The 25047-nt window shown below is 47.5% G+C and carries 26 protein-coding genes and 2 pseudogenes; 23 read left to right on the top strand and 5 right to left on the bottom strand.

From position 1 onward, the window contains the following. Window positions 1–8: 8 nt before the first annotated feature. From BY447_RS02655 to BY447_RS02610, 10 genes and pseudogenes are all read left to right on the top strand, one after another. On the top strand, window positions 9–308 hold the full coding sequence (locus BY447_RS02655) for a hypothetical protein (RefSeq protein ID WP_110330426.1): 300 nt from the start codon (window positions 9–11) through the stop codon (window positions 306–308). Between the two features lie 57 nt (window positions 309–365). Continuing rightward, window positions 366–767, top strand: coding sequence for a DUF7370 family protein (locus tag BY447_RS02650; protein ID WP_110330425.1), 402 nt, complete (start codon window positions 366–368; stop codon window positions 765–767). Then, window positions 764–931 carry a 50S ribosomal protein L13 gene (locus tag BY447_RS02645; RefSeq protein WP_110330424.1) on the top strand — a complete coding sequence of 56 codons (168 nt, stop codon included), beginning with the start codon at window positions 764–766 and terminating at the stop codon, window positions 929–931. Before BY447_RS02650 ends, BY447_RS02645 begins: the two co-directional genes overlap by 4 nt. 1 nt (window position 932) lies before the next feature. Further along, window positions 933–1280, top strand: a complete 348-nt coding sequence (locus BY447_RS02640; protein ID WP_110330423.1) for a hypothetical protein — start codon at window positions 933–935, stop codon at window positions 1278–1280. A 1-nt stretch (window position 1281) separates the two neighbouring features. Next, window positions 1282–1650 (top strand): HK97 gp10 family phage protein, encoded by a 369-nt coding sequence (locus BY447_RS02635; protein WP_110330422.1) that lies wholly within the window; start codon window positions 1282–1284, stop codon window positions 1648–1650. Then, on the top strand, window positions 1647–2039 hold the full coding sequence (locus BY447_RS02630) for a hypothetical protein (protein ID WP_110330421.1): 393 nt from the start codon (window positions 1647–1649) through the stop codon (window positions 2037–2039). The genes BY447_RS02635 and BY447_RS02630 overlap by 4 nt, the downstream gene beginning before the upstream one ends. 18 nt (window positions 2040–2057) lie before the next feature. After that, window positions 2058–2801, top strand: coding sequence for an Ig-like domain-containing protein (locus BY447_RS02625; protein WP_110330420.1), 744 nt, complete (start codon window positions 2058–2060; stop codon window positions 2799–2801). Between the two features lie 411 nt (window positions 2802–3212). Then, window positions 3213–3886, top strand: a pseudogene (locus BY447_RS02620) (DUF6246 family protein). A gap of 83 nt (window positions 3887–3969) precedes the next feature. Further along, window positions 3970–4665 carry a hypothetical protein gene (locus BY447_RS02615; protein WP_110330419.1) on the top strand — a complete coding sequence of 232 codons (696 nt, stop codon included), beginning with the start codon at window positions 3970–3972 and terminating at the stop codon, window positions 4663–4665. Between the two features lie 60 nt (window positions 4666–4725). Then, window positions 4726–8112 carry a tape measure protein gene (locus BY447_RS02610; protein ID WP_110330418.1) on the top strand — a complete coding sequence of 1129 codons (3387 nt, stop codon included), beginning with the start codon at window positions 4726–4728 and terminating at the stop codon, window positions 8110–8112. A gap of 22 nt (window positions 8113–8134) precedes the next feature. Here BY447_RS02610 and BY447_RS02605 read toward each other — a convergent pair whose 3' ends face one another. Then, entirely contained in the window at window positions 8135–8365 is a 231-nt protein-coding gene (locus BY447_RS02605) for a hypothetical protein (RefSeq protein ID WP_110330417.1), read from the bottom strand. 53 nt (window positions 8366–8418) lie between these two features. Here BY447_RS02605 and BY447_RS02600 point away from each other — a divergent pair, with 53 nt between their 5' ends. Then, entirely contained in the window at window positions 8419–8772 is a 354-nt protein-coding gene (locus BY447_RS02600) for a phage tail protein (protein ID WP_110330416.1), read from the top strand. A 22-nt stretch (window positions 8773–8794) separates the two neighbouring features. On the opposite strand, the gene BY447_RS02595 is transcribed toward BY447_RS02600, so the two are convergent. Beyond that, window positions 8795–9361 carry a hypothetical protein gene (locus BY447_RS02595; protein ID WP_323859479.1) on the bottom strand — a complete coding sequence of 189 codons (567 nt, stop codon included), beginning with the start codon at window positions 9359–9361 and terminating at the stop codon, window positions 8795–8797. A gap of 105 nt (window positions 9362–9466) precedes the next feature. Between BY447_RS02595 and BY447_RS02590 the strand changes: the two genes are divergently transcribed. The 7 genes from BY447_RS02590 to BY447_RS02560 all read left to right on the top strand — a co-directional run bounded on the left by BY447_RS02590 (window position 9467) and on the right by BY447_RS02560 (window position 18521). Further along, on the top strand, window positions 9467–10171 hold the full coding sequence (locus BY447_RS02590) for a phage minor tail protein L (protein ID WP_110330415.1): 705 nt from the start codon (window positions 9467–9469) through the stop codon (window positions 10169–10171). Beyond that, on the top strand, window positions 10168–10896 hold the full coding sequence (locus tag BY447_RS02585) for a C40 family peptidase (protein WP_110330414.1): 729 nt from the start codon (window positions 10168–10170) through the stop codon (window positions 10894–10896). The genes BY447_RS02590 and BY447_RS02585 overlap by 4 nt, the downstream gene beginning before the upstream one ends. Next, on the top strand, window positions 10839–11363 hold the full coding sequence (locus tag BY447_RS02580) for a tail assembly protein (protein WP_110330413.1): 525 nt from the start codon (window positions 10839–10841) through the stop codon (window positions 11361–11363). The genes BY447_RS02585 and BY447_RS02580 overlap by 58 nt, the downstream gene beginning before the upstream one ends. Before the next feature lie 9 nt (window positions 11364–11372). Next, on the top strand, window positions 11373–14507 hold the full coding sequence (locus BY447_RS02575; protein ID WP_110330412.1) for a host specificity protein J: 3135 nt from the start codon (window positions 11373–11375) through the stop codon (window positions 14505–14507). Then, window positions 14507–15466 carry a hypothetical protein gene (locus BY447_RS02570; RefSeq protein ID WP_110330411.1) on the top strand — a complete coding sequence of 320 codons (960 nt, stop codon included), beginning with the start codon at window positions 14507–14509 and terminating at the stop codon, window positions 15464–15466. Before BY447_RS02575 ends, BY447_RS02570 begins: the two co-directional genes overlap by 1 nt. 380 nt (window positions 15467–15846) lie before the next feature. Continuing rightward, window positions 15847–17094, top strand: coding sequence for a tail fiber domain-containing protein (locus tag BY447_RS02565; protein ID WP_110330410.1), 1248 nt, complete (start codon window positions 15847–15849; stop codon window positions 17092–17094). Window positions 17095–17405: 311 nt separating this feature from the next. Further along, window positions 17406–18521 (top strand): colicin-like pore-forming protein, encoded by a 1116-nt coding sequence (locus BY447_RS02560; RefSeq protein ID WP_110330409.1) that lies wholly within the window; start codon window positions 17406–17408, stop codon window positions 18519–18521. 27 nt (window positions 18522–18548) lie between these two features. On the opposite strand, the gene BY447_RS02555 is transcribed toward BY447_RS02560, so the two are convergent. Together BY447_RS02555 and BY447_RS02550 are read right to left on the bottom strand one after the other, a co-directional pair. Beyond that, on the bottom strand, window positions 18549–18872 hold the full coding sequence (locus BY447_RS02555; RefSeq protein WP_110330408.1) for a hypothetical protein: 324 nt from the start codon (window positions 18870–18872) through the stop codon (window positions 18549–18551). Window positions 18873–19175: 303 nt separating this feature from the next. Then, on the bottom strand, window positions 19176–19445 hold the full coding sequence (locus BY447_RS02550) for a hypothetical protein (protein ID WP_110330407.1): 270 nt from the start codon (window positions 19443–19445) through the stop codon (window positions 19176–19178). 403 nt (window positions 19446–19848) lie between these two features. Between BY447_RS02550 and BY447_RS02545 the strand changes: the two genes are divergently transcribed. The 5 genes and pseudogenes from BY447_RS02545 to BY447_RS02525 all read left to right on the top strand — a co-directional run. After that, the gene (locus tag BY447_RS02545) at window positions 19849–20088 is read left to right on the top strand and encodes a hypothetical protein (protein ID WP_110330406.1); all 240 of its coding nucleotides are present in this window, start codon (window positions 19849–19851) and stop codon (window positions 20086–20088) included. 2 nt (window positions 20089–20090) lie between these two features. Beyond that, window positions 20091–20414 (top strand): phage repressor protein, encoded by a 324-nt coding sequence (locus BY447_RS02540; protein WP_110330405.1) that lies wholly within the window; start codon window positions 20091–20093, stop codon window positions 20412–20414. Window positions 20415–20936: 522 nt separating this feature from the next. Then, on the top strand, window positions 20937–21602 hold the full coding sequence (locus BY447_RS02535) for a hypothetical protein (RefSeq protein ID WP_323859478.1): 666 nt from the start codon (window positions 20937–20939) through the stop codon (window positions 21600–21602). Window positions 21603–21619: 17 nt separating this feature from the next. Next, window positions 21620–22069 carry a hypothetical protein gene (locus BY447_RS02530; RefSeq protein WP_110330404.1) on the top strand — a complete coding sequence of 150 codons (450 nt, stop codon included), beginning with the start codon at window positions 21620–21622 and terminating at the stop codon, window positions 22067–22069. A gap of 146 nt (window positions 22070–22215) precedes the next feature. After that, a pseudogene (locus BY447_RS02525) lies at window positions 22216–22866 on the top strand (phage portal protein); the annotation flags it as partial. 31 nt (window positions 22867–22897) lie between these two features. On the opposite strand, the gene BY447_RS02520 reads toward BY447_RS02525, so the two are convergent. Next, window positions 22898–24895: a hypothetical protein gene (locus BY447_RS02520; protein ID WP_146210982.1), complete on the bottom strand. Its 1998-nt coding sequence runs from the start codon at window positions 24893–24895 to the stop codon at window positions 22898–22900. Window positions 24896–25047 lie beyond the last annotated feature (152 nt).

Below are 25047 nucleotides of genomic sequence, written 5' to 3'. Positions count from 1 at the left end.
GAGCAATCATGGCTGAGAAATACGAAGTAATTAAGCCGTGGCACGGCGTGGCAACGGGTGATGTTGTGCAGCTTGAAAAGGTTCATCCATCGCTGAAATCTCACCTACGCAAGATTTCGGAAAAAGCTTCTGCGCAGCTGGTACCGGCTACTCCAGATGGCACCTCCGATAAGCAAGTGCGTAAAGAGAAAATCGCAGCGCGCCTGACGGAGTTGGGGGTCGAGTTCAAAGGCACATTAGGCGCTGACAAGCTGGCAGAGCTGCTTCCAGAAGGTGAGCTGGAAAAACTTTTCCCATCTGCTGAATAACGACCGCCGCGCTGGCGGTTTTTTTATGCCCTGTTCCGGCAGGGCTGAGAGGTATTCATGGTTACCCAGGAGCAGGCAAAAGAGTATCTGGTGAGCCAGGGTATTACGCTGCCAGATTTCATTCTCACGGCGCTAGTTGAGCAGGCAAACAGCATTCAGGAATGTCTGGATGCTAACTACCCGACAGCTACTGCGTTACTAATTCAGATGTACCTGTTAGGACTGATGGGGCTGGGGCAGGGCGATAAATATATCAGCTCTCAGTCAGCCCCATCTGGTGCGTCGAGGTCATTCCTCTATGGCTCATTTTCGGATCGGTGGAAGGGTTCGCTTGGCCTTCTGCGTGGCCTGGACAAAAACGGGTGTGCCACTGCATTGATTCCCGCCGACCCTACTCAGCAGGCATTTGCTGGGCTGTGGGTAGCTAAAGGCGGGTGCATGTGCGGGGGCCGGAAATGAGCTGGCAACCTCCATCATCACCGCCTAAACCATACGATCGCGTCTGGCTGAAAACGTCTACCGGACGGGAAACCACCGGCTACGTGAATAGCGCTGGTGAGTGGGTGTTCAACTGCAAGCGTATCGCTGCTGAAAAGCCCACTGTAATCAGCTGGAGGGAATGACATGTCATCTTTAGCCAGTTGGTCATATACGGCTCAGGCGACCATCTGGAAGCCTTTGGGGCTGGATGAGTACGGCGATTCTCTTGGCTGGTCTGAACCGCTGATAATTGCATGCGACTATCAGGGTGGGCTGAGTAAGCGGTTAGGAGCGATAGGCGGCGAGAAGGTGGTCAAGAACACTATATGGACGGAGTACGCACTGGCAGATACCGGTGATTACATCCTGATTGGTGCTTCGGGCAATCCAGACCCGATCGCAGCGGGTGCTGATGAGGTGATGCAGGCAATTCGCTATGCAGACACCTTTGAGCGGCTGACTGATGATTATGCGATTCTGACTGGAGGCTGATATGGGTGTGAAAGTAAAAGGCATCCGGCAGGCTCAGCAGAATCTCAGCGCGCTGATTGGCGACATTCAGGGCAGAAAGGCAGTCAGGGCCATTCAAAGCGCATTAATCATCGGTTCTTCACAGGCGGCGATGTACACGCCTATCGACACATCCACGCTCATCAACAGCCAGTATCGAGAGCTCGACATCAAAGGCACGCGTCTAACCGGGAGGGTTGGCTACTCAGCTAACTATGCGGTTTACGTTCATGACCCTAACGTGCCTCAGACCTTCCGCCGGGCGACAGCCCAGAAGGCGTTTTTGACCAAAGGCTTCGAGGATACTCGCGACCTCATTGACCGTACCATTAAAAAGGAGATGAGCCTGTGAATCCTCCAATGCATCAGCGCGTTAAAAATCTTCTTATCGGTGCCGGGCTGACTTCCGGTTACTCGATTCAGTCACTCATTTGGACTGATACAGGTGATCTGAAACAGCGCTTCATCGTGTTCCGTCCAAACGGCGGCACTCCGGTAGACAGAGATTCTGGCTCGGATTATTACGTGCTCGCTGACCTGATTACCGGCAAGTCTGCAGGTGATTATGCAAAGTCAGAGGCAGACGTGCAGGCCATCATCGATTACGTGCAACAAAACCCCATCAGCGACCCCTGTGTCGGCCAAATCACCAATATGGGTGGCATACCATCACCAATCCCCACCGCAGAGGGGCGTATGGTCTGGCGCCTGCAATTTGCCTGTTCTTACGGCGAAAGTTAATCAAAAGAGGAATTACCCATGGCAGCAAATTGCCCAACAGACAACACAAAGTTGTTTGGCCGCGCCATTGTGCTCGAAGTAGCGGATGGTTGCGCCGATGCAGTACCGCAAGAGTCAGAGTGGAAAGCGCTTGCGGCAGGCACCAGCAAAGGCTTCGACTTCTCGCCCAACAGCGTGACGTCAGATGCCGATGATACAAAAGGCTATGTAGAGAATATCGTTACAAACGCTGATTTCACCATTTCATTTGAGGGTGAGGTGCGCCGAAACGATAAGCTGGACCAGTATGGAGTTGGTCGCCTGATTAAGTATTTCAACACTGAGATTCAGGCAGCACGCCAGCCCACCCTGTGGGTTCGTATGGAGTTCGGCCCGGTCACGTTCATGGGCTACATGCTGATCAACGCACTAAGTTCGGACGGTGGTACTAACGACATCATCACCTTCTCTACGGAGTTTAAGGTGGCAGCAGCCGATACCATTCAGGTGGTCGATACGGATGACAGCATTCCTGCTACAGGCGTTACCGTGACTCCAGCAACTACCTCAGTCGTAGTTGGTGCAACTCGCCAGCTGACCGGCACCGTGTTACCAGCTGATGCAACTGACAAATCCGGCACGTGGACAACCTCAGATGCTACGAAAGCAACCGTCAGCAGTACCGGTCTGGTAACTGGTGTGGCCGCCGGCACAGCAACCATCACCTTCAAGTCGAATGACGGCAACTTTACCGGCACCTGCGCGGTTTCTGTCACAAGCTGATAATCCAGCGGGCATTACTGTGCCCGCGCTTCAACAGCTTTGATTGCTAAGATGTTTGACAAGGGCAATGCGAATTGTTACCATCAAGGGGAAAGTGAAGTTCTTTAGGCTAGGTGGTGTCGGGAGTTCAATTCTCCCCCTATTCGCAGCAGGCATTCTATTTTCAATCAGTTACATCGCTGGTTATAAAAAGAACAAGCTAATTGCTCAGCAATCCACCAATCCAGAAGGAGCTAAATAATGAAAATCTTCAAAAATAAAATCCAAGAAATCAGTTTTTACGAGTCGATCCAAAACTTCAGTAACAATGGTGCATTTGTTGCGTTAGGTTCAGGCCAGACACTACTATCCTAAGTAGCTTCATTTTCATAAGCCCCGCTAATTGCGGGGTTTTTTATGGGCAAAATTTATATGATGCCGTATAAAGAGATTGGTGAATGCCTTATTACTGCTGGTGAAGATGAATATTTTTTCCGTCCGTCATTCGCTGCCATGAGCAGAATCGGCGAGCCACAGGAGATTGTCCAGGCATTTGCAGACCTGCTCCACGATGAGCTGACGCCGCTTATTGAACGAGCTACAGCAGCATATGGTCACGTTCCAGCTTGGCTAATCGAGCATATCCGCAGCAGCAGTTACGGAAAGAAGGCGCTCATGGCTGCCATGACTGTGATGGAAGCCTGCTGCGAAAACGATTTATCGGCTCTTATCGGTGAGTTCCGCCCGGCAAGAGCAAAGGCAGGACTATTAAGCGGCGCGTGGGCGTGATGGGTGATTTTGAGCTGCTGTTAATCGCTCAGTCCCTGATAACGCATGGCATCATCGGTAAGGCCAAGGTTCGCCAGCTACAACGCCATGAAAGCGGCAAAGCGACGACAGAGTTCAACGCCTTCGACTACGTCAGTGCAGCCCGTAATCACTTCAACATGACTCGCTCAGAAGCCGAGCAATTAACGATGACCGAGTTTCAGCACATGCTTGCAGCTAAATACCCTGACCAGAAGGGGTTTACTCGAGAAGAGTACGATCAGGTTGCAGATGATTACCTTGCTAAAAAGGCGAGGAGGGTGGCGAAGTCGTCATAACACCAACTCCATAGCTTTGTTGCTTTCCATTGCGATACATCCCGGCTAGGATTTATCCCATCATTTACTTTGGGGATAGGGATATGAAGAAGCTTTTAATTCTGGTTTTTTCCATGATGCCACTTGGGGCTTTTGCTGCGGATACGTTTAATTGTATCTACTCTAAGGCGGCTGTAAACAACGGCAAAATGGGGCCAATGATAGGCAGGGAAGCCGCAAAGGTTGAAGTGGATAATGGTGCGATGAAGGTTTATAGACCTAATGGCACTTATCTCTTGAGCCCGCAAATGAAAGACGACATGAAAACGGTCTGGAGAGTTTCAGATGCAAGTAAATCATATGTAATGAGTCAAGATTTTAAGAGCTTTGCAGTTTCGGATACCATCGCGAAATCCACCGAGCAGTGGGCAGAATGCTCTTTAGTAAAGTCGTATAGCGCCGCTTCAATTGAAAGCAAAAATCCAAAGCAGTGGGAAAAGAGAAGTATTACTCAAGCAGAAAGAACCTTCGTTGAGCGGGCAGTTAGAGATCGCTTAAAAGACCCAGATAGCGCCAAATTTAAACACTCATATTATGTTTCAAATGGGAAGGGGGCCTACTGCGGGCTCGTTAACTCGAAAAACTCTTATGGCGGCTATGTAGGTGACTCTCCATTTATGGCAATGATTACGCATGATAAAAAAGGCAGGCCTACTGGAGCGGGAATAATAGCATTGGGCGGTAGTGATACTGATGCGCAAGCGACGATAATGACTTGCAGGGACAATGGTTACTTCTAAAAGAAATTAACATCACAAACCTCGCTCCGGCGGGGTTTTTTTACGCCCGGAGAAAAGCGAATGGCAGGTGAGCAGCAGGTTGGCAACATCGTTTATGAGATTGAAATGAATGTCGCCAGGCTTATCGAAGGGCAGCGGCAGGTAAATGATCGCCTCAACAAGCTCGACCAAGGCTTTAATAGCACTGCCAAATCTGTTGGGAATGCAGAGAAATCATTTTCCTCGCTTACTAAAGTCGCCTCAGCTTTAGCAGCTGCTATCTCCGTGCAGCAGATTGCCGAATACGGCAATGCATGGGTCACGGTAAACAACAAGCTCGCCAACTCCGTTCGCGCTAATGAGCAGCTAGCGGATGTTACACAGCGAGTCTTCAATGTTTCTCAGGATACAAGGTCTAGCCTGGAAGCAACGGCAACCCTTTATGGACGCATTGAGCGATCTACAAGGAGCGCAGGAACCAGCACAGCCGACCTGATTAAGCTTACGACGACCATCAACAAGGGTCTTACCGTATCTGGCGCAACAACTGAAGAAGCCAGCTCCACCATGACGCAGCTGTCTCAGGCGCTTGCATCTGGCGTTCTCCGCGGCGAAGAATTCAACTCAATTTCTGAAAACGGCAGTCGACTGGCTGTTGCATTGGCTGATTCTCTGGGCGTGACTATTGGTCAGCTTCGTGGCATGGCCGCACAGGGCAAGCTGACGACAGAGGTAGTGGTCAATGGCCTGCTGAAGCAAAGTGATGCCATTGCGAAGGAATTTGCCAACACCGCATTGACCATGGGGCAGGCATTCACAGTTGCCACAAATAACATCACTAAATTTGTCGGCGAAAGTTCCAGCGTCAGCACGTCAATCAGGATTTTTAACCAGGGCGTCATTTCTTTAAGTGAGAATCTGGATGTGGTTGCTAACGTGGTTGCTGCCGCAGCAGTAATTTTTGGCGGTAGGTTTACCGGCGCGCTTGCAATGGCAACCAAAGCAAGAGTGGATGACGCATTAGCCGCCAGAGCTCAGGCAGTTTCTACCGCGCAATCCACCGCAGCCACAGCCACAGCAGCCACTGTAGTCGCCAGAAAGGCACTGCTGGATAAAGAAGCCGCTCTGTCTTCGCTTGCACTGGCTCAGGCTGAGTACAACGTTGCAAAAGGCTCTTCAGCAGAGGGCTTAGCCCTGCAAAATCTCAATGCCGTAAAGTCAGTGGCTATCCAGCGATCTGCTGCATATGCAGAGTCCCAGATTGCTCAGGCTGCCGCAACGCGAACAGCTAAAACTGCAGCAGTGACTGCCACAACCACGATCAAGTCTCTTGCCAGTGGCGCCCTCGCCCTTATTGGAGGACCGGTTGGTGCGGCCGTTATTGCAGCGGCGGGAATCTTCTACTTCTATCAGAAGATGCAGCAGGCGCGGCAGGAAAGCATCGACTTTGCTGACAAGCTCGATGGCGTCATTGCCAAAATGAAAAGCATGAGTCAGGTTCAGCTTGCTGCTGAAATCGACAACGCCAGCAAGTCAATCCGTGCTCAAGTTGATGCGTTAAAAGACAATCAGTCGACACTTGAGGCTAACGAACTTCAGCAGTCGCGGCTCCGTCGTACTCTCGGATCTCTTGAAGAGGGAAGCCTTCTCTATAAAGTCACGCTCTCTGAGTTGGCTGATGTTCAGAGTGAGCACACTCAGTTGCTGGCGCAGAACGAATCAGCACAAGAAAAGCTCAGCCAGACCGTCAGTAAAACGGGCATACTCCGCGCTCAGATGAATGGCACTTTTGCTCAGGGAATCGACTTACTGAAGCGTGACGGTGACGCTGCTGGCGTGGCTAGCGGGCTGATGAATCAATTCGGCCACGCAATAGACTTTGCCAGTCGCGCAAAGGATAAGTTCAACTCTACCAGTCTGGAAATACCCCGCAGCGATAAAGCTGATGCATATAACAAAGATCTGGAAGATGAAAATACGCTGCTCGCCATCACTGACAAGCGCCTCCGCGCAGTTACTAAAGCCCGCATGGAGGCCGGAGATAAAGGCGGCAACCAGAATCAGGTAAATGCAGCAGGCCAATTAGCTGGAGCGCAATACGACCTTCAGGCAGCAGAGGCAGCCAGGAATAAAGAAACGAAGGACGGTCTGGCTGCCGGTAAGAAAGCTGAGACTCAGGCTGAGTCAATAGCGCAGAAACTGGCTAATCTGAAGCAGCAGTCAGAGCTGGCTGGCGATTCAACTCGCGAACTCAGCAGAGAGCAGGCAATCCTCACAGCTCAACAGTCATTGGGTAGTGCGGCTACGCAGAACGATATCAGGCTTGCTGGGCAATATGCCGCAGCTAAGTGGGATACCGGCAACGCAATCCGGGCGCAGGCGGCAGCTGAGAAACTTCTCCCAGAAGCCAAGGAAGATGCCAGCTATAAGCAAGATGTAGCTGATCTTCAGACTGCATTATCAGCGAAAAAGATAAGCCAGCAGCAGTACAACGCCACATCAGAGCAACTTGAGGCGCAACACCAGGTTAACCTTGCAAAGATCCGTACCGAAACAGCTGCAGGAGTTTCACCTACTCAGGATGCACAAGGAGCCATAGATCCGGTTCAGGCTCTCGCAAATGAGAATGCCCGCAAACTGGCGCTGATTCAGGAGTTCGAAACTGAGAAAGGCGCTATTACTGCTAACGGCCTGGCACTTATCAACGCAGCCAATACTGAGTATGAGCAGGCCCGCATCGATGCTGCGTGGAAGATATGGGAAAACCAGAGCCAAGCAAATCAGATGCTGGGCGATGCAATCGACTCACTTCAGGGCGGAGCAACAAATGCGATCACTGGCCTTCTTAATGGGACACAAAGCCTGGCTGAGTCGTTCGCTAACATTGGGACGACTATCCTGAACAGCGTCGTGACTGGCCTTGTGGAAATGGGCCTGCAGTACGTCAAAAACATGATTATGGGGCAGGCGGCTGCAACAGCTGCTTTGGCATCAACTGCAGCTCAGGCAACAGCAGCTACCGCAGCATGGGCTCCTGCAGCCATGAGCGCGTCAATAGCAACACTAGGCAGCGCTTCAGCGGTGGGTACTACCGCCTATACCACAGCATTAGCGGCATCAAAGGGACTGGCAATAGCTGGCGCTCGTGAGCACGGCGGCCCAGTCAACGCCAGCAGCATGTACCGGGTAGGTGAAGGCGGTAAGCCTGAAATCTTCAAAGCCAGCAATGGCAGCCAGTACATGATCCCCGGCGACAATGGTTCGGTAATCAGCAACCGAGATATTGGCGGAGGGGGCAGTGCCGGCGGCGGTAACATCTTTAATGTCGCCTTCAATATTGAAACAACGAACGGCATAGATGAAGCTACGATGAATAAAATGGTCGGCATGATGAAGCAGGTTGCACTTTATCAAATGAAAGACCAGAGCACTCGACCAGGCGGCATGCTACAGGCAAGAAAAAAATAAGCGGCTCTCAGGCCGCTTATGGTTAATCAGTTTTCCCTGTGCCAATTTTAACCATTTCCTGAACCTTCAGATGCATCTCCTCCATGTAGGATTTAATTTCATCAGAAATCTCGGCTTCGGCAGGAAGTGCTGATGCTGCAGTTACTAAATTTTCAAGTCTCTTTTTCTGCTCATCAGAAAGAACGGAAATGATGAACTGTATAGCTGTATGCGCTGCCATTGTGTCAATCAGTAAACCTTTATTCGAGCTCATATATATTCCATTTTTAGAGTAAGTTTCCCCCTGATTATACACTGGAGCATTTAATGCCAGAAACTTTCACATGGAGCCCTCAAAAGGGCTTCACGGGCGACCGCACGCCTGATATAGCCGTAGTTAAACTGGGCGATGGTTATGAGCAACGGCAGGTTAAGGGCATCAATCCGTTAATGGGACGGTACCAACTGACGTTCATTGGCTTCGACGATGCCAAATGTTCCCGCCCCAACGCAGCTAAGGCGGCCGATGCTTTCCTGAAGGAGAGAATGGCTGTAGAGGCGTTCTACTGGACACCATCAGATACCGGCGTGCAGCGGCTGTTTGTATGCCGAGCATGGTCATTAAAGAAAACAGGCAACCAATATGAACTAACGGCAACATTTGAACAGGTAGCGCGTTAAAGAAGATTTGCATCAAGGGGCATTATTTTCTACACCAAACAGTGAAATCACTACTTGTAGCCGAAACTATAAACTCACCATCCCATGAAAACCCGGTACAAATGAAATGGTCCGATGCAAGTCTGATACAGCCATCTTGATGACCAACCGTTAAAGCATCTTTGTTTTTCGGACACCAGATTAATAATTCAAGAGGCCATTGCGGCGCTACGCGGACTAAACTTTCCCCATAACGGTTATACATTGGTAAACCGCCACCACATAATCCGGAGATTGAGATATCTTCATGGGATAAAGGGCCAATCCCTTTACAGATAAGGCTCAACGGAGAATACCAATCTGCATGGTCAGAGTAGTCTCTGGCAAGCTTTTCACCATTAATACAGTTGTATACACTGCGTCCGGAGGATGATACGACTAACAGTAAGTGATTTTGTTTATGGGAAAAGCCAACTTCCGTTAAGCCTCCAACAGCGACCTGTAAAACTGGAAGCCATTTCTCTGACGAAGAAGGAATGTTAAGAACTGATTCCACATAGCTGTCCGATTTATCTTTTTTGAACAAGCCCAGCATTTTATTTATCACCATAAACTGTCCAATTCTGCAAATTAGCAACAACATTATCATATGTAATTCATACGATACCTTAATTCAAAATATCTCCACCTTGTGGTGGGTTTATTGGAGGATTGCGTGCGCGACATTCCATCAAATCTAATCATCGAAAGCACTGATTCCGGCGTTGGCGCGATGCTCGACCTGTTCGAGGTGGACCTTCAGTCATTCGGCGGCGATGTTATCCGCTTCCATGCAGGAACAAACGGCTATTACAACGATGTCATCTGGCAGGGTCGTGCTTACTCAGCCTATCCGATTGCTGTTGAAGGGTTCGAAACAAAGTCCGAAGGCACCTATTCGCGCCCGACGATGAAGGTAGCAAACATCACCGGACTCATCACCGGCATCAACCACGATTTCGATGATGCATTAGGTGCGGTAGTAACGCGCCGGCAGGTGCTGGTTAAGCATCTGGACGCGGTTAACTTCCCGAATGGCAATGCTGATGCAGACCCGACTATGGAAGCTGTATCTCGCTATGTCATCGAGGAGATGGCAGAAGAGACATTCGAAACTGTTACCTATAACCTCGCAACGCCGGTCGACTGCGATAACGCCATCATACCGGCGCGAACCATTCTGGCTGATGTTTGCCAATGGGTTTACCGCGGCGACGGCTGTGATTATTCAGGCGGGCCGGTGGCCGATGAGAAAGATAGCCCAACCTCAGACATGTCTCGGGATAAGTGCTCAAAGCACCTCACCGGTTGCCGCATGCGATTCCCAAAACCTGAACCGCTTCCCTATGGTGGCTATCCTGGCTCTGCCAAGGTGTCATGATGCTTGAAGATGAATGCCTTGCATATGCAGCCTCATCCCTCGATGAGGTATGTGGCCTGATTGTTGATGGTGAGCGGGTCATGCGCTGTGATAACCAGCACCCGGACCCGGCGCGAAACTTTCGCATAAGCGATACAGACTGGATGAGAGCAGAAGCGGCGGGAGAAATCACCGCCGTTTTTCATTCACATCCTGAGCCAAAACTCGTTCTGTCGGCTGCCGACAGGGTGGCGCAGATTTCTACCGGTATTGAGTGGTGGCTGGTAAGCGCTGGCAGGTTTCGAAAGTTCCGACCTGTGCCGCATTTACTGGGTCGGCGGTTCGAACATGGCGTTATGGATTGCTACACGCTCTTTCGGGACGCTTACCACCTGTGCGGTATCGACCTGCCAGACTTCGAACGCACGAACGGCTGGTGGGTAAGGGGTGAAAACATCTACCTGAAGAATATGGCAGCCAACGGATTTTACGAAGTTGCTCCGGCCGACATTCTACCGGGCGATGTGATCATTCGGCGCGCTTTCCCTGAGTCAGACCCTTGCCACGCAATGCTCTGGCTTGGAGACAACACCGTCCTTCATCACGAATTGGCCGGGCGCCTCAGCCGCCGCGAGCCCTACCGGCAAGCCTATGTAAGCCTGACGCACTCTATATGGAGGCATGCACAATGCTCATCTTTAGATTTGCGGGGAATCTCCGACGACATTTCCGCCAAATCACTCTGAACGTCGATACACCCTCGCAAGGCCTGCGCCTTCTGCTTGCTCAATGTCCCGAATTCAAACGCGATTTCTATAAAACCCGGCTGCGGCTGCGCATCGATGACGGTGACGTTTCAGCTGATAACCTCGAATTCCACATGAACAGGCACCTTAAAGACGGCGCGACAGTCCTCTTCGTGCCGATTGTGGAGGGGGCAATCAGTGCCGTAGCTGCAGTATGGATCATGGTGGCCGTCACGGTCGCCTCGGTTGCTTACTCGCTTTATATGACCTCGCACATGAAGACGCAGAGTTCAGCAGACCAGGACACAAACTCCATTACCAACAACTCATTCACCAGTGCAGAGAACCGGATCGGGCAGGGCAGGCCGGTTCCGTTACTGATTGGCGAAATGGTGGTTGGAAGTAACGTTATCTCTCTCGGTATTGATACCAGCAACAATCAGGACTGGGATATTTCCATCAGTTAAGGTGAAAGCATGAGCTCAGGCGGCGGTGGCGGTAGCACTCCCAAACTTATCGATGACAACCTCAAATCAAAGCAGTTTCTCAAAGTCCTCGATCTCATCTCGGAAGGCCCGATTTACGGCCCGGTAGATCAGAACCACCTCTCATCATTCATGCTGAATAAAACGCCAGTCACTGATGCAGGCGGTAACGTTACGATTAACGGCGTCAGCGTGGCATGGCGTCCGGGCTCTGCAAATCAGTCACCAATCACCGGCTTTGATGCGATTGAAGCAACCACCGTCGTTAAAACCGATGTCACGCAGAGCACACCACTGGTGCGCACAGTAACTGACACTGATGTGACACGCGTACGCATGAATATTGGGGTAACCGGGCTGGTCGAGCAGGACACAAAGGGCAACCAGCACGAAACATCGGTGACCATGGTCATTGAAACGCGAAACGGTTCCGCTGGCTCGTGGAGCATTCAGAAAACGGTGACTATCAGCGGAAAAATATCAGGCGAGTATCTTGAGGCGCATGTAATTGATGCTCCTGCCAGCAAACCGTTTGATATTCGCCTGCGCCGGGTTACAGCGGATAGCTCAAGCGACCTCCTGACCAACGGCACTATCTGGAACAGCTTTACTGAAATCACAGACGACAGCCTCTCATATCCATATGCGGCCATAGCAGGCGCAGTAATTGACCGTGACCAGTACACCGACACGCCTACCCGCACGTATCACCTGCGTGGACTCATTGTCGATGTGCCGGACAGCTATGATCCGATCGCCAGAACATACGCTGGCATCTGGACCGGTGGATTTAAATCGGCGTGGACTAACAATCCCGCCTGGCTGTTTCGTGCTTTAGTCAAAAACACACGTTACGGACTGGCTAAACGTGCAGGATACATCGATGTTGACGATGGCAGCCTGTATGTTCTTTCTCAGTTCTGCGATCAGCTTGTAGATGATGGCTATGGCGGCAAAGAACCACGCTTCACCCTTAATGCTTATATCACTGAGCAATCAAGCGCCCGCGATATTCTCGACAAAATTGCTGGCATGTTCCGCGGCATTGCTCTGTGGGACGGCATGCGATTTTCAATCATGCTGGACAACCCGCAGGACCCGGTGGCAGCGGTAACCAATGCCAATGTTGTGGACGGGCTATTCACTTACAGCTCTATGAAACGCTCAGAGCGCTTTAACGCCGTGGTTGTCTCATGGACTGACCCTAACAATGGTTGGGAGCAGGTTAAGGAGTACGTTTCCGACGACCAGATGATTGACCGCTACGGCTACAACGAAACAACGCTGGAGGCATTCGGCTGCACTTCGCGCGGCCAGGCGTTTCGTGCCGGCAAGTGGCTTCTTGAAACCGCGAAGAGGGAAACGAAGAAGGTCACCTTCAAGATGGCGCGAGATGCTATCGCCTTTATGCCGGGTGATGTCATTGAAGTCATGGATAACAACTATGCCGCAACCCGCCTTGGCGGTCGCATTATCTCTCACAGCGGCGCGGTGATAACTGTAGACGCAGATGTTTCATCTCTGGCAGGCGGCGGTGACACAATGTCGCTCATGGGTTCTGACGGCAAGTTTAAACGCTATCAGATCGCATCAGTTTCGGGTCGGGTCATCACGCTGAGAACTCCGCCTAACTGGGTTAAAGACGGAACAATATTTGTTATCTCTACCGGTGAGGTAGCCACGCGTCTGTTTCGGGTTATGGGTATCTCTGAAGACGAAAACAACTCTGTTTACAGCATCTCAGCAACGCTATTCGACCCGAACAAGCAGGCTATCGTGGATGATGGCGCGGTTTTCGAAGCGCCCAACGATACCCTCAATGGATATCGTGTCCCAAACATCGAAAACTTGCGCATTATTAACGTCAACAGTGAAACCGTTCAGGTCACGGCAACGTGGCAGACGGCGACGCTGACCAAGAAGATCGTGTTCGAACTCTACGTTTATAACGCAGACAGGAAGGTTGTTGCTCAGTACGAAACAGACCAGTTCCGTTATGACTTCTATGGTTTGGATTCAGGCATTTATACGCTTGGCGTACGTGGCCGCAATGAGAACGGAATGAAAGGAGCGGAGACTCAGGTAAGCCTGGTAATTGGCGCTCCTTCTGCACCTTCTTTCATTCAATGGACTCCGGGCATCTTCTCAGCCGATATCGTGCCGGTTATGAACGTATCAGCAACTACAGACACGACATTTGAGTTCTGGTACACGGGTGAGGTGCCAGCCAGTTCAATCGGTGCCGTGGAGACAGAGGCGCAGTTTCTCGGAAGGGCGTCACAGTGGACACTGCATGGCCTTAAGGCTGACCATACCTATTACATGTATGTCAGGACAAAAAACGCGTTTGGCGTCTCGCCTTTCGTTCAGGCATCAGGCCAAGCATCCTCTGACATCCCCGGTATGCTTGATTACATCGATAAAGCGATACGAGAGTCGGAGGCATTCGGCCGTCTTACTTCGAATATTGATACGAACATTGAAGGCATACTTCAGAATGCCCTCAACCTGGATGCATCAATCGATCACCAGTTTGAGGCTTATGGGCGCAACCGAGCGGATATCATCTCAGTCAGGCAGACTGTAGCTAATAATGACAGTGCCTATGCTCAGAAGTTTGAGCAGATTCAGGCTCGGTCAGACCAGAACACCGCGTCCGTGCAGCAGGTATCCAGCGCTTATTCAGACCTCAGCGGCAAGCTTTCTGCTCAATGGGGCGTGAAGGTTCAGGTGGACAGTAACGGTAATAAATATGTTGCCGGTATGCAGCTGGGCGTTGAAGGTAATGGCGGCACAACACAGTCTTTCGCCTTATTCAGTGCTGATAACTTTGGCATATACAACACCACCAATGGCACTTATCAGCTCGCATTTACGGCCGTAAATGGTCAGGTCTTTATGCGAGACGCGTTCATTAACTATGCCTCGTTTACGCTTGCCAAGGTTGGCTCATGGTATTCGGCAAATTATGTTTCAGGACAGACTGGCACAATCATGAGGTCAGATGGATCATTCGAGCTTAACGGGCCGGTTTCAGGGCAGGGAAGGTTTGTAATAGATAACAGGGGCGCAGCCTGGTATAACGCGAGTGGACAGTTGGTTTGCTCTATGGGGGTACAGAGGTAATGGCAGGATTTCAGGCTTTTATTAATGGCACCTCATTCGATGCAGTTAATGCCATGTCATACAATTTTATTGCAGATGTAGCTACTGTGTCAGGAACTGGAAACAAAACCTATAATCTAAACGGATTCACCATCAGTGCTGTAATCATAGGAGGAAGAACCTCAGCCGGTTCGAGCCAGATTAATTACACCGTTTCTGTTTCAGGACAAACGGTATTTTGGAATGATGTCGACATATCCTCAAAATTGATAGTGACGGCGACAACGACCACTACTCTCAGTTATGCAGGCTTTGTATATAATGATTACTCTTTAAATCCTCCAGTATTCAAACTTGCACCAACCTTCACGCCATTTAATCTTGTTCAGGTTATAGATTTGACGCCCGCCTTTGGTCAGGTCATGCAGACCAATGTTCCCGTCAGCACTCCATTTATAGCTTTTCACAGAAGCCTGGCCTCTTCTGGATTTAATCATGTATGGTGGACAGAGATAAACCAGAATGGCTATTGGGCATTGCAGTTCAGGCCTAACTTTGGTTACCAGATGACGGCTACACGCATCTATGTTTTTGCCAAGATGATGGTGAACGTACCTTCTGGTGGCTTCTTCATGTACGACAATGGAAAAATGGTATGGCACAGCAATTGCCTTCCTTTGCAAATGCAGACTGGGTCGACTACAAATGCGGGGCAGCCTGTAGCATCTACCAGCGGTGTTTCGGTGGTGGTAAGTCAGCCCTTCGATCCCGCCTACCCAAACACAGGCGTAACGCTCTATAACTGCTACAGCGGGGGAGTGAATAGTTCTGGCAACTATGAAGCTAGCGGTGGCGATCTGTTTTCATCCTCTAACTATCAGGTACCACAGGGAAGGCCGCCTAGTTATTCATGCGGACCTCCAGGATTTATATACTGCAATGTATATGACTCTTACTACAGGCAGGCGCTAGGGGTTTAATCGATCGCATGCTGCCGTATCAGTAAACTGTGATTTGTTTGTCCATGTATAAAAAGGTTTTCCAGCAAGGTACTTGCCGTCTTCAATTTTAAACACTGCAATGTCGTACTTTTGTTTGTAAATAACGGCTTCGTTATAGCAAATGGGTGGCGAACTTGATAATCAAGCCGAAAGAGTCGTTGCAACACAAATGATAGTCATTACCCTTTTCATTTAAATATCCTTTTCTTATTATGTGCTGATTTTATATCATGCACGGTTTGTATGATTGAGTGAATTAATAAGATGGATGTATTTATTTTGCTTAATCGGAAGAACTGGAAACCATTCCCAATAACACCCGGCCATCGCGCCGGGTTTTTTATTGCCCGGAGAACGCTATGCCAGCAGGCACTATTGCATTAACTAACAACTCAACGGCTGTTACCGGCTCAGGAACATCTTTCACAACCGAGCTGAAAGCTAACGATTTCATTATTGCTATCGTTGGTGGTGTTACCTATACGCTCGCTGTGCAATCAGTGAACTCCGCTAGCGGCGTTACCCTAATCACGGCTTACAATGGCCCAGCAGCTTCAGGCGTTGCGTGGACAGCAGTTCCGAACGCCGCTCTAGTGGGGATAACTGCACAGGTGGCGGCAGACGTAGCCAAGGCCATCCGCGGACTCAACCTCGACAAAGCAAACTGGCAGCAGGTATATAGCGCTAGCGGCAGTATTACGGTCACTCTGCCTGATGGAAGCCAGTACAGCGGGCCATCATGGAACAGCGTTGTAAACTCTGTTTCAGGTAAAATGGATAAAAGCCAGAACCTCAATGATGTATCAAATAAAACAACTGCGTTGAGCAATCTTGGTGCATTACCGCTATCGGGGGGAACACTAACTGGCAGTTTAACTGGCACAACTATCGTTGCTAGAAACGGTGTCTCGGCAACGTCAAATGGCGCAAATATGGCGCAACAAGGGGCACATCTTGTCTGGAATGAGGATAACTCTACAGGTAAGGGTTCTATTGTAGTGAACCGGGGGAGTGGAACCGGCGGGTTTAATATCCGTATAGTGAATTCATCTAATACTGTTGAGAATGCAAATTTTCAGTTTACTGTTGATGGGCTTTTGTATGCACCCAATGGATCATTTTCAGTGGGTGGCCGTGTAAGAGCCTTTTCAGCAGTAAACAGCACCTATCTTGAAGTTAAGGTTGATGGAGCCGCCAAAGGTATTAATTTTTTTGACTCAGATAAAACCCTGAAAGAAGAAATTGAAGATGCTGATGAAAAGCTGGCATTAGAGATTATTCGCAAGATACGACCGGTAGCATATAAATTCAAAGATAAAACCTTCACCTATCAGTCACCAGACCCCATTACAGGTGAGATGTTCATTGCAGAAGGTAAACAGGTTGGCTCTTCGCATAAGTATGGAGTAATTGCTCAGGAGTTTGAAGAACTCCTGCCAGAAGGCGTAATCACAAACTCTGATGGCAAGAAATCCCTGGACCCGCTGGAACAGCTTGGTCTACTCCTGACTGTATGTCATTCGCAGCAGAAACTCATCGACGAGCATTCAGAAATTATCAAAGCTATGGGTGTCAGGCTGAAATATTTAGATGAGCAGCATAACTAAAGTTTTAGACCTAACTAACATTAGGCTGCTTGGAAGCTGAAAGCATTAAAAATCGTTACAAACTCATATCTCGCAACTCATTCGTGGCCTGCCAAATTTCAAATGTGCCACATCCAGTCAGAAAAATAATAATTCTCTAACTTTTTGATCTTTCGAGGTTGACGAAAGAATTCTTGAGGCCTATCATCAAAATACTGTATGGATAAACATGTTTATATGTACAGTATTTTTGCTTTTTAAATTGCTTACAGCTGTTGTAGTTGTTAAGTAAAAAGCAGTTTTAACCTTTACGAATTGAGAAGGAGATAATTATGCCCGGATTTAATTATGGTGGCGGTGTTGGGGACGGCACAGGCTGGAGTAAAGAACGCGGTAGTGAGCCAGCACCTGGTGGTGGCAGTCATGGCAACGCAGGTAATAACAATGGCAGTAGCGGTAGTAGCAATGGCATGACCGACCCTGTTCTCTCTCAAGCACTAAATAAAAGCGTGGGGGACAATATGGCTCGCGGTTTCGGCTTGGATCCGAAACAATTTGTATCTTACTTTTTAAGAGAAGATGGACATGTTCTTGCCATTACCTCCTATAGCTTAGGAGATGCTTATGGCGTAGATTTTGGTTTTCCTCCACCGTCTCCAGGCAATGGCGGCAATGGCAATAATGTTAACAATAGTGCAGGTACTCCTAACGCTACAGCAAGTTACCAAGGGGATGTATCTGCTGCGCGAGTGGCAGCATTAAGGCAGATCATCGCCAACAATTACGCTTTAGCAAATAGCACACAAGCCGGTACCCGAATTACTAAAGCTAAACAAGCAACTGTAGATGCTAAAAAAGAACTGGCTCTTATCGACTATACAATTCAGGGGCGCGCACAGCAAAATACATCTGTTGCAGATGCTGTTAAGTCTACTGCAGATTTCATGGCTGAAATTACGAATAGGTTCGGGCAGCAGGCCTCCGAACTTGCGCAGGAATTTGCAGAGCAAGCTAAAGGTAAAACCCTGCGTAATGTAGATGAAGCACTCGCGGCGTTTAACAATTACAAAGGTTCGCTTGGTGCGAAATTCAGCGTGGCTGATCGTAATGCTATTGCTAATGCACTGAAATCTCTTGACTATACCTCTTATGCAACGCAGCTGGCGAAGTATAGTAAAGGGTTTGGGTACTATGGTACTGCAACCGATGTATACGCCACGGTACAAGAGATTGTTAAAGCCATTGAAACGGATAACTGGCGTCCGGCGCTTGTTAAGATTGAAGCGCTCACAGCTGGTAAAGTGGCTACTGTCGCGGTTGCATTCACCTTCGGTATTCTTACAGGTACGCCTGTTGGAGTTCTCGCTATGGGACTTATGATAGCGTTAACCAGCTCCTTGATTGATGATGCGCTGATGAACAAAATTAACGCGAAGCTGGGTTTATAATCTAAAAGAAATAGGCTGGAAACCAGCCTATTTCTTCATGCATAGCAACGCGAGCAAACATATTGGTATTGCGAAAACAAAACTAAAAATCCAATGCAGTGCTCTGATTTTACTGTTGCCAACTGGATCGATGGTTAAGACACTCTTCTTCCGCACTCCTTTCCCACCAATTCGCATAACTAAATCTTCAAGTACTGACTTGGCAAAAGGGTAAAGAAAACAGTTGGCTAATGCTATCGAGGCCATAATCTGATTTCTTGGCACCATCGGATTTTTAAGCCATGGATAAGCAAACAAAGCCAGCATCATCAATCCAAATAAAAAATGTACCGTATATTTTTTTGCGTTCACTTGATTTCCTTTTTTAGATTTTATTTTAATACTTCCATAATTTTCCTAAGTTCATGCCAACTGTGCGCTAATCAATATGAAATTAGATGTTACAACAATGACCCACAACACTCAAAATCACGCTCATTAAGACTATGACCACACTCTGTTGCTAGATATGTATGCTGCAGCATTCTCAGACCAATACATCTTAGGTAATTTAGGTTCATCTCCTGTCTGAGCAGGGTATGGAGTGGGTCAGGTAAGGGTAGTCGCTGGGTGCAGCAGGCACAAAAAACCCGGCGCAGTGGCCGGGTTGATACTTTACGCAACGCTTCGTAGCTTCAGGCCATCATCATAGCCCATTAGATATGCTGTGAAGGCATTCTTATGACGAACATAACTTGCCTGGCTTTCGGCCAGTTCGCTTAGTACGCCATCATCACCTGCTTTAGGGACACCAATCATTGCGTGCCATTTACCTAAATCATATGCACATCCAGCGCATTTATGACGTCCAGTCTGGCCCTGGTTCTCAGGAAGAACCTCAAACATCTGGTTGCGGCGATGACTTTGTTTGCAAATCTCTTTCATAAAGCACCTTTAAAAATAAGGTGCCGAACGCTTTACACGGGATCTCGCTTGAGATAGTCTCTTTGGCGAGATCTCAAGAAAACATTCAAGCACTGACTGTTTTTGCGGCCCTTAACTGTCTCACCAGTTAGGGGCCTTCCCTTATGTGCAGATCACTATTTAACCGCACAACATCGGGATAATATCCAGGCAGTACAAAAACCTCAATAAAAAGATCAGCTTAACTGCTGTATTTTTTCACATCTGTGTATTCAGCCAGTTTTAACTCAAATCAAGCCCACCAGAAACTATAAAGCCAGCACTCTCAGCAGCTTTACAATTTTGCTCCACGTTCTGCCTTGATCAAATCCACCGATCGATATTACTGTTTATTCATACAGTATTTATCAGAGGAGGATTTAGCATGGCAAGAGAGAGCGACATAAACGGTGCCTTTATGGCTGCGATAAAAAAAGACAGCATGGGGCGGCAGATAGTCACTACAGCGGCATTCCAGAAGAACCTGGACGACGTGAACCACGTCTGGACGTTGCAGGAGTGCAATCGTTGGATACGGTACTACCAGAGCTTCTTCTTCGAGCTGGTCACGGAGCAGAGTGAAAACAAGACTTACGCGCTCCGCAATATGGGATACGTGAGGTAGCTATGGGATTTCCATCACCTGCAAGTGACTACATTGAAAAGCGCATAGACCTGAACGACATCCTGATGCCTCACCGCAACAACATGATCCTGATTGAGACGCCGGACGGGTTCGTGCTGGCCGACAAATCCGTGAAGCCAAATCCTGGCGACAAAGTTGCATTCCAGCTCGGTGAGTTTCCGCAGCTGGGAAGACTGTTCCGGACGGGCATTATTACTCTGGATGGTGAGACGATCGACGGAGAAGGGCTGGAAGGGATTATAGTGCTGGGGAAGGTGACGGCAGAGGTAGTGTCTGTGCATGAGCCAAGCAGGCCGACGATTTAGCGATACCGAAAATTTCCCGAACCGGAAACGAATTTACTTGCAAGTGTTTGATCTTGAAAGAGTGCATTGGTAAGCATTGCAACCATCAAAATGGGTGTTTTTGTTATTCAACCTACTGTTAAATAACAGAAAAACCCCTATATTTCGCAAACAGGAATCGTATTCGGTCTTTTTTTGGTTAATGCTATGCTTCGATTAATATATTTTGAATCAATAGGTTAATCTGCTTTCCGCTGTCTTATTTTCAACTTTGCTGCAAGATCTTCTTCCAATATGTCCTCGCCATTTTCCTTGTTAGCACAAGTTAACACGGGCTTTTTTTTATCCCTTATTAAGTGAGATTGTGCTGATAATGTGCCGCCTGTTGCACTCCTGATCAAAGCTCAGCTATGAGCATAAGGCACGTGTTATACAGCCCATTTGATTGAGGTTTGTTGAATGATTAGTGTGCAATGACTCTTTAATGACCGCTCTACTTTCCTGTGGCGCTATATTAAGTCAGATAAAAATGAGGGAACGATAATGAATGCAGGGGTTGCAATCACAGACCCTGGCAGATATTACACATTTCAGTCACCGCTATCGGCCAACGTATTTTTTGAATTGAGACCACGTGGGCTGCCACGAAACGCACAGCCCGTACTGGATGAGTCCAGCGGCATGTGTATTGGTTATTCTGTGGCTCAGGCTCCCGGTCTCTGGCAGATATACGATGCGCAGGGGCATTTTGTTCGACTTGAAGAGGCACCTCTCGAAACACCACTGATTGATCCTGCAGATATAATGCTTCTTGCGTTTGGCGTATTTCGAATTTTTCGCGCTGGCCGCGCATTATTGGAGGCTGGTACCCGAACTGCTGTAAGTGCCAGACTCAGCCAAACAACAATAATGTTCCTGCGTGCCAGGTTAAAAACGGGTTTATCAGCGCGTAACCTGAAAATGACCAAAACAGCGGCGAGGCACATGTATGAACCGGGTCGCTATGTTCCATTACATATACAGGAAAAAGCTATCCGCTATGGCAAACGCATGGCCGATCCTCGCAAAGGAGAGGGGATGTATCGTTATGAAACGAAAATGTATAAATTACATCGTAAGAAAAATATCACTGAGTATAAGAAGTACACGCTTGAGGTTGTGGTAAGGGTAGCAGACTGGACGATAACGCATTTTAAGTATTTTGATTAACCGACAGGAACGTACATATGTTTGATATCAGAAATGAAGAATTCGTTTTTGCGGTGTCTCCTTTTGAACGGGTCGTCGAAAACGACGTCGATCCGGTTAATCATCATTGGGACTGGATTAAGTCCTTTGTTGAGTTTTCTGTCACTGGTGTGAGAATACAGTATCAGACTGAATTTACTGTTGGAGGACTTAAACAACTGAAGGAGCAGTTTGCTGCCCACTATGGGGCTGTTATTGAGCAACTGGAAATAGAACCTTTTGAGTTTCATAGTGACTTAAATCAGTTAAATATGCTGCTCAGGAAGGTAAAAGGTGATGATGTTGTGGTCATTGAGTATGTTCTTCGTCCTGAGGCACATGCGGATAGTGTGCAGGTAAAAGGGGGATTCGCTATTGATGAAAGCTATTTCCCCGGCATCCTTTCCAGGCTTGATGAGATGATTGAATGGCCCGGTAAACCAGGCTGACGTTTTATTTTTGATTGTGGTTCTGATCAAAAATGAGTGCAGATCAGTCGCCGGTCAGCGTTCACTGACTGGCAAAAAGCCTGTAAGCAGACGTACATCAAAGCTCGCCGATGGATCTGAATAGCGACATTATGGCTTCAATCTCGCTACGCTTTGAAACCATCCCGGCCAAATTCACCCGCAGAGGCGTTAAGGATGGCGTTTAATGGTTTGTTGATGACTGGAAAGAGCCGCACGAATTTTCGGCCGGCAGCGTGTTTCACCTGCTGGCGCCGGATTTTAATCAGGAGCTTTACGGCCTGCCGAAATATCTCAGCGCGCCTAACTCCGCCTGGCTGAATGAGGCGGCGATGCTGTTCCGCCGCAAGTATTATCAGAACGGCGCGCACGCCGGTTACATCCTGTATATGACCGACGCGGCGCAGAGCAGTAGCGACGTTGACCGGATGCGCCAGGCGATGCGCGACACGAAAGGGCTGGGTAACTTCCGCAACCTGTTCATGTACGCACCGAACGGAAAGCCGGACGGGATCAAGATTCTGCCGCTCAGTGAAGTCGCTACGAAAGACGATTTTTTTAACATCAAGAAAGCCAGCCGCGACGACCTGTTAAGTGCGCACCGCGTACCGCCGCAGATGATGGGAATTATCCCGGACAACTCCGGGGGATTCGGGGATGCGGTGAAAGCGTCTCAGGTATTTGTCCGTAACGAGCTGACACCACTGCAGGAACGTCTGAAGGAAATCAATAACTGGCTGGGCGAACAAGTCGTTACCTTTAAAGATTATTCTTTTTGATATTAAAAGGCCGCAACTGGCGGCCTACCATTCAGTTTAAAAGCTTTCTTTTCTCTGAATATTCTTTGTAAAAATCCCGTGTAGAATATGATATAGTTCTAGAAAATCCATACTCTTTATCGAATGACTCAACATTGCAACAGCCATCAAGAATTGTCATTAATTGCGGCAAACTCATGAATGAATTATCTATAAATGCTGGAACGTTGTCATTTCTCAATGGTTCTAACAAACTATTATAATCCATGAATATCTTGAGGTACTTCCTCCAGTTAACCAACGACAAATCAATAACAGGGTCTGTGGAACTGAAAACTGTTTGAGTGGACAACCTTAAAATGGTGTTAAAGACTGTTTTATCCTGAAGGGCACCAAAGTCGTTCAGGCTTACGGAAATTTTCTGAACCGGCATTCCATTGTACTTGATAAGGTGCTCGCCTCTATCGTCTTTCAAAGTTAATTGATTATCAGTTAAAAGCACGTACTCTATCTTTGCGCATTGAGATTGCGATCTCATAACACTATCACCAAGATCTCTGATTAAACTGAAATCCTCACCAGACATAGCCTTTCTAGTTAATGATTTCTTTTTAAGTTCAAAAATGTAGTTAGCTTTTGGTGATGCGATAAAAAGATCGCAATCACCACTTGTTTTTCTATCTAAAGATATAAAATCCCCACTATAAACCTTTATACCACTATTTTCGAATCGCTCAATCAAAAATCGCTCAAGGTATTTTCCAATTTTACTATCTATCGCATTATTGAACTTGTTATTTGGGAAACTAATTTGTTTGATAGTCGCATTAAGTATCGCTAGAGATGTTATGCACGACGGTAAGATAATTTCTCTACCATTTAGCTCAACAACTGGTTTCAATACGTGATCGATCTGTTCGCTTGAAGGAGGGAAAGATAGTTTTTGATTACTGTCCGGCTTGAAAATTTTATTAATGCAAATTAACAAGTTTCGCATACTAACACGCGCGTTTTCTTTCAATTCAAGCGGGTGTATCTCTTTTAAATTTAGATTGTCGCTAGATATTATTAATTGCTTAGCAACGCTAAATATTTTTTTAAGGCTTACGCCATAACTTGTTGCACTCATGTCATCATGGCATTGCGATAAATAATCCAATATTTCCAGAGCATAAACACTCTTAAACTGAAAGAAAGATATTAAGTTATCATAGAGCACATTTTCTTGGAGAAAGTGAATAATCCTTTCAGGATCGACATAAATCGATTCCCAAACTACATATGGCTGTATTTCGAATGTAGTGACTATATCTTTGAGGAACTCAATAAAAGATTTGTATGTTTCAATTGCAACTACTGATGAATCCCGCCCTTTCTTTTCAACATTCTTGACGGATAAAGCTATGATATAACCCCATGGATATTCTGGTTCAATCACATCCATTCCTTGGGTGGTCTTTCTATATAAGAGATAACGCTCTTGATTGGTATCGTATATCCCTGACAACATTCGAAATGTAAAATCCAGGCATCTCACTCCCCCAACTCTTGAAATATAGTCATCTATAATCTCCTCTATGACACCAAATGACTCCTCACTTATATAATAATCATCTTTTACCCGAGAATATTTCACCCCTCTTAAAATTAATTTTTTCCATGCATATGAGAAATCGACCAATTTATTGCTTAAGCCGAGGTGATCATAAGTTGAATGAAAGTAGTGTGATGATTCTCTTGCCTGCCAACATAATTTCAAAACATTAAGCCAATCCTCATTCGTAGCATTGAATTTAGATTTAACTTCGAAATTGGACGCATCCCATACAATACTAAAAAAATCAAAGTAGGGCCTAATTTCCTTACTGCTATTAATGTGTTCAAAAATCAAATGCTTTCTTAAGGATACGCAATCCTTTCTAATATTCCAACCTTTCCCCGCACAATATTCTTTTATTCTTTCATAGCATTCATTAGTACTAATACACGAATCATACTGGTTACTTGAAACCTCGTCACATAAATCTCTAAAATTTTGTACATCCATCACCGTTAGTCCTTTAGAGGGGTAATTTTCGCATGAAATTATAAGAACATACTTTTTTTACAATTATCGTTTGTGAACTTATAAAATAACATTCCTTTTTTCAAGTGAAATCATCAGTCTACACCTCTACATTAAGAGGTAAACTACTGCATATT

Source organism: Pantoea sp. JKS000250 (assembly GCF_003201065.1).
GTDB classification, from domain to species: Bacteria; Pseudomonadota; Gammaproteobacteria; order Enterobacterales; family Enterobacteriaceae; genus Pantoea; species Pantoea vagans.
The sequence above is the reverse complement of the archived record's forward strand: the minus strand, read 5'-3'. Positions and strand labels throughout refer to the sequence as shown.